The sequence below is a fragment of the Lysinibacillus sp. FSL H8-0500 genome, assembly GCF_038051955.1.
Classification (GTDB): domain Bacteria; phylum Bacillota; class Bacilli; order Bacillales_A; family Planococcaceae; genus Lysinibacillus; species Lysinibacillus macroides.
Window position 1 is genome coordinate 367501 of the sequence record NZ_CP150292.1, and the last position, 12431, is coordinate 379931.

Annotated in this window: 9 protein-coding genes and 1 riboswitch; of the genes, 5 read left to right on the plus strand and 4 right to left on the minus strand. The window is 39.7% G+C overall.

The window, feature by feature from the left end; translation table 11 throughout:
• The first annotated feature begins 319 nt into the window (after positions 1-319).
• Both MHB44_RS01700 and MHB44_RS01705 read left to right on the plus strand, forming a co-directional pair.
• The gene (locus MHB44_RS01700; RefSeq protein ID WP_341301318.1) at positions 320-1366 is read left to right on the plus strand and encodes a nitric oxide synthase oxygenase; all 1047 of its coding nucleotides are present in this window, start codon (positions 320-322) and stop codon (positions 1364-1366) included.
• A 286-nt stretch (positions 1367-1652) separates the two neighbouring features.
• Entirely contained in the window at positions 1653-2213 is a 561-nt protein-coding gene (locus MHB44_RS01705; protein WP_341301319.1) for a hypothetical protein, read from the plus strand.
• Positions 2214-2336: 123 nt separating this feature from the next.
• On the opposite strand, the gene MHB44_RS01710 is transcribed toward MHB44_RS01705, so the two are convergent.
• Entirely contained in the window at positions 2337-3545 is a 1209-nt protein-coding gene (locus MHB44_RS01710) for an MFS transporter (protein WP_341301320.1), read from the minus strand.
• Positions 3546-3722: 177 nt separating this feature from the next.
• Positions 3723-3899, plus strand: a riboswitch (Lysine riboswitch).
• Between the two features lie 80 nt (positions 3900-3979).
• On the opposite strand from MHB44_RS01710, the gene MHB44_RS01715 reads away from it, so the two are divergent.
• On the plus strand, positions 3980-5434 hold the full coding sequence (locus MHB44_RS01715) for an amino acid permease (protein ID WP_341301321.1): 1455 nt from the start codon (positions 3980-3982) through the stop codon (positions 5432-5434).
• A gap of 61 nt (positions 5435-5495) precedes the next feature.
• On the opposite strand, the gene MHB44_RS01720 is transcribed toward MHB44_RS01715, so the two are convergent.
• The 3 genes from MHB44_RS01720 to MHB44_RS01730 form a co-directional block, all read right to left on the minus strand.
• Positions 5496-6167: a GNAT family N-acetyltransferase gene (locus MHB44_RS01720; RefSeq protein ID WP_341301322.1), complete on the minus strand. Its 672-nt coding sequence runs from the start codon at positions 6165-6167 to the stop codon at positions 5496-5498.
• Positions 6168-6334: 167 nt separating this feature from the next.
• Positions 6335-7009, minus strand: a complete 675-nt coding sequence (locus MHB44_RS01725; protein WP_341301323.1) for a GNAT family N-acetyltransferase — start codon at positions 7007-7009, stop codon at positions 6335-6337.
• Positions 6993-7874, minus strand: coding sequence for a carbon-nitrogen hydrolase family protein (locus MHB44_RS01730; protein WP_341301324.1), 882 nt, complete (start codon positions 7872-7874; stop codon positions 6993-6995). Before MHB44_RS01730 ends, MHB44_RS01725 begins: the two co-directional genes overlap by 17 nt.
• A 425-nt stretch (positions 7875-8299) precedes the next feature.
• Here MHB44_RS01730 and MHB44_RS01735 point away from each other — a divergent pair, with 425 nt between their 5' ends.
• Both MHB44_RS01735 and MHB44_RS01740 read left to right on the plus strand, forming a co-directional pair.
• The gene (locus tag MHB44_RS01735; RefSeq protein WP_341301325.1) at positions 8300-11659 is read left to right on the plus strand and encodes an InlB B-repeat-containing protein; all 3360 of its coding nucleotides are present in this window, start codon (positions 8300-8302) and stop codon (positions 11657-11659) included.
• A 361-nt stretch (positions 11660-12020) separates the two neighbouring features.
• On the plus strand, positions 12021-12422 hold the full coding sequence (locus MHB44_RS01740) for a hypothetical protein (RefSeq protein ID WP_341301326.1): 402 nt from the start codon (positions 12021-12023) through the stop codon (positions 12420-12422).
• Positions 12423-12431 lie beyond the last annotated feature (9 nt).

The following is a 12431-nucleotide window of genomic DNA, read 5'->3' on the forward strand; positions in this document are numbered from 1 at the left end:
AGTAAGCTAATTGAATGTGTAGTGATCAATTTGTTCAGAAATTGTTCAGGGTGGTGTGTTAATCTATAAATGTCATCGTAATTCAAAGCCTAGGTACTCAAGTTGAGTCTAGGCTTTTTCTATTAATGGGTTACAATGAATTCTCCACCATTACAATTTGTACCTGATTGATAATAATCTCGTATGAAATAACATAACAGCCATCTATAAATTTGAACAAACTATTTCATATATAAAAAATGTATGTTTTTTGAAAGATATTTTCGTGGTGTAGATTGTTTCCATCCTCTAATATGATGATAGATGGAGGAATCGACCTATGAATAGACAGGAGATACAGCAGTTTTTAAGTCTTTATCAAGTAGAACAAAATTACTCATACGATTGGTTAGAAAATAGATTACACCAGATTGAAGCAGCAGGTGAATACTATCCTACAACGGAGGAATTAGTCTTTGGTGCAAGAGTGGCATGGCGCAATAGCAATAAATGCATTGGACGTCTATTTTGGCAGTCATTACATGTAGTAGATGCGCGTAATATTGTAGATGAGCAGAAGATTTTTCAAAAGCTACTGGAGCATATTGAGTATGCTACCAATAAGGGAAAAATTCGTCCAACCATTACAGTGTTTGCTTCAGGAAGAGTGCGAATTTGGAATCATCAGCTGATTCGTTATGCAGGCTATGAAGGGGCTTCAGGTATTATTGGTGATGCGCATTCTATCGCATTTACAAAAATATGTGAATCGTTGGGGTGGAAAGGAGAGGGGACTGCTTTTGATGTGCTTCCGCTAGTGATACAGGTGGATGAACGTGCCCCTCAATTATTTCCAATCCCTAAGGAATATATTTTAGAAGTGTCAATTCGTCATCCAGAGTCAGCAGAGGTAGAAAAATTAGGATTGAAATGGTATGCTGTACCCATTATTTCAAGCATGCGTTTTCAAATGGCAGGAATTGATTTTCAAGCTGCTCCATTTAATGGATGGTATATGGGTACGGAAATCGGGGCACGCAATTTAGCAGATCATGAGCGTTATAATATGCTTCCAGCTATTGCAGAGATATTTCATCTCGATACAACGAAATATGCCTCACTTTGGCGAGATCGTGCCTTAGTGGAGCTCAATATTGCTGTGCTTCATTCCTTTAAAGAAAAGGGAGTAAGCATTGTGGATCATCATACAGCTGCTCAGCAATTTAAATTGTTTGAAGAAGCCGAGGCGTCAGCAGGGCGAGAAGTTACGGGTAATTGGACATGGTTAATTCCACCATTGTCACCTGCAACCACACATATTTTTCATAAGCCCTATGTGAATATTTATCATACACCAAATTATTTTTATCAAAAGCCATGCTATTAAGAGTAGGGGGTGTCTGAAAAATTATTTTAAGACACTCCTTTGTTAGAAAAAACTATCAGTTCTTTCGAAAATTTATAACATTATTTACCTATTTTTAAATCAACATTTTCATCTAACTCTAGGGGTCATCACGCTCGCGAAAATAACATATATCGATTAATAACTGGAATGATCGTCTCCTGTATTTATTGTAATAATTTTCCTCTTACATTTTAAATTTCTATACGATTTCGAGCAGACCATTTACATAAAATGTATTTTATTTTCCAAAGGGAAGTGAATCAATATGTTAAACGAGCAATCTCCGAATATTCCATGGCGGCAATTAACAACCGCTTATGGTAGAGGGACCGCTATTCCACAGCTAATTGAGCAAGAGCAATATCAACAGCTAGCTGGATTAATTGAGCATCAAGGTACACTATGGCAGGTGACCCCATGGACTTTGCTGCTCCTTTTAAAACAGCTTGCTAGCAAAAATGCAAAGGATGTTACATTACAAGAAATAGAGCTTTATTTAGCTGTCGCTTATGCAATTACTAAGGATTCCATAGATAGAGTTCAAACGGTTCCAACTATGCAGGAGCTGCTAGATATTCAATATTTATGGTCAGAAAATGAGGAAGAGGATGAGCTGGAATGGGAGGAAGATACGCCAAAAGGCTATGAGCAACGAGCCTTTTTAGGCTACTATTATTTTAGTCATCTCCTTTTACAAGAGGCTATTCCGATTTTTATGGCTATCACTACTGACCATAAAGAAACAGCAGACAGTCTGACCGAATTGTTAGCTTTACTAAGTCAGAGAAGTAGATGGGAAACAAGATTTGAACTGAACCCCGAATAGGTTCACTTTTTTAAAGTGTCCACTAGTCGGGGTTCAATTTATAATGATAGCTACATCCTTTTTTATTAAACTGTCTACCAAATAGGGTTTAGTTCAAATTTTGTTGTCCCCATCTGCTTTTATTTAATGGATATATTCATCTCGAGAGGCTCGCATTGAGCAGAGGAAAAGTACTATAGCTACAACAACAAAGAGCCAGCCTGCAATATTCCAACCACCAAATAGATCATGCAAGTAACCAAAAAGAATAGGGCCAATTGCAGCAAATAAATAGCCTAATGATTGGGCAAAGCCTGATAAATCTGCAGCCTCAAATGCAGTGCGGGTGCGAAGTGTAAAGAGCATCATTGCTAAGGCGAATGAAGAGCCACCTGCTAGCCCTAAAAGAATCATCCATAATACCCCTAAACTTGTCCATTCCATTACAACACCTACAAAGCCTACTAAATAGAAGGATGTAAACATAAGAACAAGAGGTCGCTGTGAAGCCATTTTACTGGCAAAAATGGGTACAGCCAATGCCATTGGAACTTGTGAAAATTGCATAATGGAAAACATCCAACCAGCTTTGTCAGGAGCTAACCCTTGAGATATGTAGATTTCTGGAATCCAAGCCGCTGTCGTATAAAATAATAAAGACTGCAAGCCCATTGCACCTGTTACTGCCCACGTAAGCGGTGATTTCCATAATGGTGTACTTGATTTTTTAGCTGTAGTAGCTGGTTCAGGCTTATTTGATCTCAATTGAGGTAGCCATATTAAAATCGTTAATATAACCAGTACGAGCGCAATAGCTAAGGCTCCTTGCCAGCCTAATGAAGAGTTGGCTATTGGATAGCTTATTCCGGCCCCAACACCAGCTGTTAAATTCATCGACATTGTGAAAAATGCCATGAGTAAGCCTATATGATATGGAAATTTTAATTTTAATAAACCTGGAATCAATACGTTTCCAAAGGCTATTGCTACACCAATGAGTACAGTACCAAATACAAGCAATCCTGTTGTACCAAGTGAGCGTAGGACAATCCCTAAAGCTAACAGAATTGTTGATAAAAATAATGTGAGCTCAAGCCCTAGTTTACGTGCTACAACTGGTGCAAATGGTGATACAACAGCGAAAGCAAGCAAGGGAATCGTTGTGAGAAAGCCTGCTAATACATTGGAAATACCAAGATCATCCCGTATAAAGGAGATAATTGGACCCACAACTGTTAGTGGCATTCTCAACGTAGAAGCTATAAAGATGACTCCAAAGACTAATAGTAAAGTTTTTCCTCTCCAGCTAATTTTTCTACTTGAATAATTAGTGGATTGATGATTTGATGTCAAAATAAAGTCCCCCTGTTCATAACCATTCTAATTGGACTACTATAACACTTTATCACATTATTAAAAATAGTAGAAAATTCATAAAAAATAGAACATTTAACGTTGTATTGAAACGGCAAAGGTCTTATGTTAGTATAATAAACATCATAAATTTAATAATTATATGCCTCATGTTTGTATTGAGGTAGAGGTCGCAGTATTTATAAGTACGCTAATTGAGATGACAAGCATTGAAGAGATTGGTGGAAAGGAAATACTGCCGAAGTGTAAGGGGCCTTGAAAACCTTATGCTGGGGCTGTCTCCGAAAGGAACAGAACTGTCACGTTTACACAACGTGTTGAGCTATCATTTAGAAAACTGAGGATTAACTTAGCCATCACAGTGTTTATGTGATGGCATTTTTTTGCCTCATAAACAGGAAGGAAGCTATATCATGAGTGAAATAAAAGTAAATCAGCTTGGTCATAAAGCACCGAAGCTGAAAAAAGAATTAAAAAGTCGCCATATTACAATGATTTCTTTAGGTGGAACAATTGGGACAGGATTATTTTTAGCCAGTGGTGGGGCCATTGCACAGGCAGGTCCTGGGGGTGCATTGCTTGCCTATGCTTTAATCGGTGTGATGGTATACTTTTTAATGACGAGTTTAGGAGAAATGGCTGCTTATATGCCATCATCAGGCTCCTTTAGTACGTATGCTACTAAATTTGTAGATCCAGCTCTAGGCTTTGCATTAGGCTGGAACTATTGGTATAACTGGGCAATTACAATTGCGGCAGAAATTGCAGCTGTATCCCTGATTATGAAATATTGGTTCCCCGACAGTTCATCAGTGTTATGGACAATCCTATTTATTGCAGTTGTACTCATGTTTAATTTATTATCCGTGAAGAGCTACGGTGAGAGTGAATATTGGTTTGCAATGATTAAAGTGGCAACGGTTATTGTATTTATTATTATTAGCATATTAATGATTTTTGGCATTTTAGGTGGACAAGCGCCTGTAGGCTTTACCAATTTCTTTATTAGTGATGGACCGTTTCATGGTGGCTTCCTTGCGACATTTGGTATTTTCCTTGCCGCTGGATTTTCATTCCAAGGAACAGAGCTGCTTGGCGTAACTGCTGGTGAAACAGATGATCCAGGTAAAAATATTCCAAAGGCAGTGAAATCAGTATTTTGGCGAATTATTTTATTTTATATTTTAGCGATTGCTGCAATCGGGCTGTTAATTCCATTTACAGACGAGCGCTTATTATCAGAGGATATCGCTGTATCACCGTTTACATTAGTGTTTGATCGCCTAGGTATTGCCTTTGCAGCATCTTTGATGAACGCTATTATTTTAACGGCAATGCTATCAGCAGGGAATTCAGGGCTATATGCAGCATCTCGTATGCTATGGCAATTAGCCGTAGATGGCCATGCACCTAAACTTTTCATAAAGCTAAGCCGTCGAGGAATTCCAATCTATGCATTGCTTGCAACATTGGCTGTAGGCTGTTTAGCATTTTTAGCATCATTTTTCGGAGACGGTGTTGTATATATGTGGCTGTTAAATGCTTCAGGAATGTCGGGCTTTATCGCATGGCTAGGCATTGCCTTTAGTCATTACCGCTTCCGTCGAGCTTTTGAAGCACAGGGCTTAGATCCAAAGCTGTTACCGTATAAAGCCAAACTATATCCGTTTGGACCGCTCTTTGCCTTTACCGTTTGTATGATTGTTGTAATAGGTCAAAACTACACAGCCTTTATGGGTGGTAAAATTGATTGGTACGGCGTTCTAGTCTCTTATATTGGGATACCGCTATTTTTACTGCTATGGCTTGGCTATAAAATTAAGCATAAAACGAAAATGCTGCCACTTGAACAATGTGATTTACGTTAGATGCTAAGCACGCACATAAATTCAGCCCCCGTCCATGAAAGAGGACAGGGGCTGAATTTAACTATAATGGCTGAAGTAGAATCGTTTTTCTTTTTTTCAAGTCCTCAATCATGTCGAGCCAGCGCTGTGGTTTATTGGGCAAGACTGTGTAATAATCCTTGATAAAATCTACAACTAAGCTCGCTTCAATTTCTGTTATAGTAGCATCTGTTGGCATAAAACATAAATCAAGCCCCTCTACCGCCTCTCCATCATTTTTCCAAGAAGGATGGACGTACGGGAAATCAAGCCGCTGATAGCCAAGGTGCGATAGTACCTCGCGGCGAACATAAGGATTCATCGCCATGACTCCACCAAATGCAAAATCTTCACGCTCATAGGGATTATATATTTCTGCAAACATACCATACAGTACTTTACCATGCTCTTTTGCCAATCTCTCCAAATCCGCACTGCGATTTACTGCCAGGTAACGCCCGATACCTAGATTGGGTTTACCGATAATTGTAAAATCTGTCATTGCTATATTCCACGCAGGGTAGTAACGATATTCAGTAGCCCCGACAACAGAGCCTTCATGAACTGCGACAAAAACGCGAATGCTTGGATCTTCCAAAGGCTCTTTCCATAAATCAAATGCCAGAACCTCTTCAGGCGGGAAAATTTCTCCTAATAATGTATGCATTTTTGTAAAAAGTGGATCCTCAATTGTTGTAATACGTTTATATTCCATTTACTATTTCCTCCTCTCAAAAATCCGTAACAATGTTTGCTGTACCGAAAGCGTTAGCGTCAGGTACATCCGCCGGGGCTTTTATTTTGATTCAGTGGTCATTTGGACATTCACTGAATGTAGTAAAAAACTAGCATTTATCCCCTCCCTACAAAGGAAGGAATCTTCTACTGAATCAAGATAAAGGGATTTTTCCATTCCATTAATAAACCATAGTTTAAGGATGCCTCGTCGTCTAGGTAATTTTCGACAAGCGCGAGTGGCATGCGTCCACAGCGCAATAAAAATGTTAAGACAGGATCCGTTAACTCACCATTGACGACCGATTGAACATATTGAGCTGCCGATAGACGCTCTGCATATTGATGGTATCCAGGCATACGCCCACCGCCAACAAGTCGATTGAGTTTTTGCTCGACAACAATTTGATACATGGCTTGCATCATTTGTTTACCTAAATTTAGCTTTCGGTACTTGGGATTTATGCAAATATCCACTACATACAATGTATTGCCCATTGGATCATGGTTGCGAATATAGCCGTTATCTGTCATCTCTGCCCAAGTATGCTGTGGATGTTCAGGGTCAAATTGAACACGTAATGCTGTCATGGAGCCAACAATTTCTCCTGCGATTTCTACGCAAATTGCTCCATCTGGAAAAAGTGTGACATGCTTTTCAAGCTGTTGTTCGTTCCACCATAATTCAGCAGGGAAGGGTGGAGGGAAGCAGGCAGCTTGCAAGCGTATCATAGCGGCAAAATCCGACTTTGCGTAATTACGAATAATAGCAGGAATGGGCTTACCACCATCAAATACATATACCTCACTTCGATAGGTCATGATCTTCATCCTTTTCCCAATCAATATATAAATCTGTTCGTCGATCTCTCCATGTTGTAACAGAGCCCTTTTCTCGCACTTCATACAATAAATTGAGATCAAGGTCAGCGGTCACTAGCATATCATGATTGAGTTCACCTTCTGCGAGAAGCCCTTTTGGTGGAAAGGGAATATCATTTGGAGAAATAATCGCTGCTTGACCAAAATTAGCACGCATCAAATCAACAGAAATAGAACCTACTGTACCTGTTAATACAACGTATACTTGATTTTCTATAGCACGTGCATGGCTAGTATAACGTACACGATGGAAGCCGTGTCGGTCATCTGTACAGGAAGGACAGAAAATCACATCTGCTCCTTTAGCTTTTGCCATTCTCACGATTTCTGGGAATTCAATATCATAGCAAGTTAAAATAGCGATCTTTCCCTTTTCTGTATCAAAAACATGCAATTGCTCACCTGCTGCCATATTCCATCCTTCTATTTCAAAGGGGGTAATATGTAATTTCGCTTGTTCTTCAACTTTTCCATCAGGATAAAATAGATGGGCAACATTGTATAAATGGCCCTCACGCTCAATAATATGTGTGCCCCCTACAATATGTGTATTGGTTTTCTTTGCAAGCGTAGTAAATAAGGTCTTGTATTGTGCTGTAAAAGCAGGTAAAGCTGTGATTTCAAGAGGCTCCCCCTTGTCATTACCGATGGACAGCAGTTGTGTTGTGAAAAGCTCTGGAAACAACACAAAATCTGCCTCATATTCTTGAGCCGTTTTTACATAATGCTCACATTGTTGCGCGAAGTCGTCAAAGGAACGAATATCATGCATATGATACTGAATAGCAGATACACGAAGTTTCAATGCCAATCCCCCTTAATGATATAAGATTTACAATCATCATAGCTTGTGTTTCCTTATTTGTCATCAATTCCTAGCATTTTTGTTTGCACCATGAACAACGTCAACAAAATATAAATGATGTAGTTACTACTGAAAGAAGCACTTTTTTACAGATTGTACATCTAGTGTGAAAGGCCTTCAATTTTTTTTATAAATTAGCCAACATGACTCGGCTATTGAAAAAGGAAAATTGAATTTTCAATTTTTTTGTAGTTGAATGTTACTTTCAGATAATATAAAGTAAAATTAGAAATAAACAGCTAACATCAATTGAATAAAACTTTATAGCATTATATTACTTTTTAATAATATATAGATAGTCTTCTGTTTTAAGGAAGTGGTGATATACCTAGTAATTTAAATCTAATGAAAAGGAGTAACTCTGTATGCAACGAAAAACAAAGCAAGCCCTAGCACTTATAGCAATTGTTGCCTTGTTTATGCAAACGCTATTTGGTAGTTTACCAGCCATGGCAACAGGAAATCTGTCCCCCTTGCATATCACAATGACAATAAACGGACAACCATATAATGAAGGAGACACTGCCACAAGCCCTGTAGAAGTACAGGTAGCAACGACCTCTGGGGATAGCGCAGGGATTGAAATTTCACAAGATGCGCGCACAACATGGCAGCCCTTTGACGATACCCAGCCATTGGTTATTACCGAGGAAGGCGAGCATGAGCTCTGGTTCCGTCTAGCAGATGTGGAGGAAAAGCGTATTATCAAAATTGATTCGCGACTAGTGCAACCGTTGCAATTGATGAAAACAACGGCAGCGAATAGTGTGATTATTTATGTCGATGCAAAAAGCAATGGAGGCAATGGCGAAAGTTGGACAACTGCCTATAATAATTTACAACAAGCACTTGATGATGCAAAAGCAAAGTTACAGGTGGATCCAACAAAAAAGCTACAAATCTGGCTGGTAGCAGGTACGTATAAACCAACAAAAGAAGCTGATGGAACGGGTGCCCGTTATAGAACCTTCCAAATGCAAAACAATGTAGCGATTTATGGCGGATTTAATGGAACAGAAAGCCATTTAGAAGCACGTGATTGGGTAAACAATAAAACGATTTTAAGTGGGGATATTGGGATAGTAGGGGATAACACTGATAATGTTTATCATGTGTTGTATCATCCAAATGGTTTAAATTTGAATACTACAGCTATTTTAGACGGTGTAACGATTACGGGAGGGAATGCAAATGGTAGCTTTTCACATAGATCTGGAGGGGGTATGCTCAATGAGAACGGTAGCAGCCCTCAGCTAACAAATGTGATATTTGATAACAATACCGCAAATTCATATGGAGGCGGCATGTTCAATAATGGGAGTAGTAGCCCTCAGCTAACAGATGTAACATTTGATAGCAATAATGCAAATTCATATGGAGGCGGCATGTGCAATTGGAGTAGTAGCCCCACGCTAACAGATGTGACATTTGATAGCAATAATGCAAATGTGTATGGAGGCGGCATGTACAATTGGAGTAGTAGCCCCACGCTAACAGATGTGACATTTGATAGCAATACCTCAAGTTATGGAGGCGGCATGTACAATAATGGGAGTAGTAGCCCCACGCTAATAAATGTGACATTTGATAGCAATACCTCAAGTTATGGAGGTGGCATGTACAATGATGGTAGTAGCCCCACGCTAACCAATGTGATATTTAATAGTAATACTGCAAATTCGAATGGAGGCGGTATGCTCAATAGTAGCAGTAGCCCCACGCTAACCAATGTGATATTTGATAGAAATAATGCAAATATGTATGGAGGCGGCATGCTCAATAGTAGCAGTAGCCCCACGCTAACAAACGTCACAATGAGTGGCAATAAAGGCACATATGTTATTTATGGCGGTGATGCAAACAGTAAAATTCAAAATAGTATTATCGTAGGCAATAATGGAGAACCAGCACTTCATTCAAACGTCGGAGGTACGATTGGAAATAGCTTATTGGATGTAGAGGAAAATGGGGAAGTTGTAGCCAAATTTTCTGGGGAGATACAAGGAGAAACGTATACACCTGAAGCAATTTTTATGGACCCAAACCAGCAAGATTATCAACTACGAATAAAATCCCCAGCTATTGATAGAGGGCAGAATATTTTGAATAGGACGCAAACTGACCTTGCGGGAAATCCACGTATCCAAGGAAGCGCCATTGATTTAGGGGCATATGAAGCCAATTTCTATGAAGTAATATATAAAGAAAATGGTGCAACGGTAGGCGATGTACCGATTGGTAAAATGACCTATCAGCAAGGAGAGACAGTAACTGTCCAAGCGAATAGCGGCAGTTTGGAAAGAACAGGCTATACATTTACAGGTTGGAATATGCAAGCAGATGGGGAAGGAACGTCATACACAGCAAATGATACGTTTCAGGTGACAGCGAATATCACCCTATATGCCCAATGGACAGCGAATCCAACGTACACGGTGACCTATAATCCAAATGGTGCAACAGGTGGTGATATACCAGAGGACACGCAAAGATATGAAGAAAATACGAGTGTGACAGTGCAAGGTAATAGCGGCAATTTAATCAAAACGGGCTATACATTTGCAGGTTGGAATACACAGGCAGATGGTCAAGGAGATAGTTATGCAGAGAATGGAACTTTCACAATGGGTACAAGCAACCAAATATTGTATGCCAAGTGGATACCGAACACCTATAAAGTAACCTTTGAATCCAATGGTGGTAGCTATGTAGCCGAACAACAAGTTCTGTATAACAAGAAGGCAATTGAACCTCCTATGCCAAGCAAACAGGGCCATACATTTGCTGGCTGGTATACGGATAGAGATGAGAAATGGGATTTTGCCGTAGATGTCGTCACAAAGAATATCACCCTATATGCCCAATGGAAAGTCATTTCCAATCCGCCACCTGTCTCAAATGACAACGGTAACAACAACGGCAATGACCATTCACTGCCTGCAAAGGTGAAAATCACCTTGCATACAAACGGCGGCACAGCGCTAGCGCCCATTGACATGGCCTATAATACAAAAATTAGTGACTTACCTGTCCCAACACGAGAAGGCTATCGCTTTGATGGCTGGTATCAGGATGAGGCACTGACAAAGCCATGGGTAGCAGATACGGTACTGCGTGAAAATATTTCGCTTTATGCTAAATGGGCAGCATTACCTGTGGAAGAACCTCAGCCACAGCCTGAACTAGAAGCACCAAGCCCAACCGTAACATTTAGCGATATCCAACGGCATTGGGCACAAGAAATGATTGAGGAACTAGCGACAGAAGGCATTATTCAAGGCTTTGAGGACGGTACTTTCCGACCGAATGAATCGATTAGCCGCATGCATGTCGCCGCATTACTCACAAGGGCATTTTCTTTTGAACAAGTAAGAGAAGGCCATGATTTCAAGGATGTTTCCCTAACACACCCTTACTATGAGGCGATTATGACCTTACAACAGGCGGGTATTGTCGATGGGACAAATGGTGCGTTTCTGCCAAACGAAAAGATGACAAGAGCACAATTAGCGAAGGTGCTAGTAGGTTTAATGGGCCGAACACCCGAAGGCACAAGCTCCTTTACGGATGTAGACCAGAAGCATTGGAGTGCAGGCTATATTGCCGTGTTAGAGCAAGAAGGTATTGCACTTGGAGATAATGGTAAATTCCGACCGAATGACCCTGTTACACGTGCACAGTTTGTGACATTTTTATATCGTGTAATGCAAACAATCGATTCATAAAATGATGCAGTCCTTTTCAGTATTAGTTATGTTACTAATGCTGAAAGTGGCATTTTTTTAGGATTGTACACAGAGACATGTCCTTCAATATTGAGAGAAGTAAAATCTAATTTTCTCCTTTTTTATAGTTGAATATTACTTTTAGATAATATAGATTAAAATTAGCAATCAATAGTTATTATCAACCGAGTGGGAGTCTTACAGTCTGACAATGTGGGATAAACTTTATAGCCTTATATTATTTTTAAATAATATATATAGTTTTCTACTTTTAAAGTGAGGTGAAAAGTGGTGATGTGCCTATCGGTTTAAATTATTGTCTATCTAACATTCAAATCTAATAGAAAAGGAGTGACTCTATATGCAACGAAAATCAAAGAAAACTTTAGCGTTTGTAGCCATCGTTGCTTTATTTATGCAAACGCTATTTGGTAGTTTACCAGCCATGGCAATGGAAAATACATCTACCTTGCATATCACAATGACAACAAACGGACAGGCATATAAGGAAGGAGACACTGCCACAAGCGCTGTAGAAGTACAGGTAACAACGACCTCTGGAGATAGCGCAGGGATTGAAATTTCACAAGATGCGCGCACAACATGGCAGCCCTTTGACCATACCCAGCCATTGGTTATTACCGAGGAAGGCGAGCATGAGCTCTGGTTCCGCCTAGCAGATGTGGAGGAAAGACGTATCATCAAAATGGATTCGCGACTAGTGCAACCGTTGCAATGGCATAGATTGGGCAACCGCCTATAACGATTTACA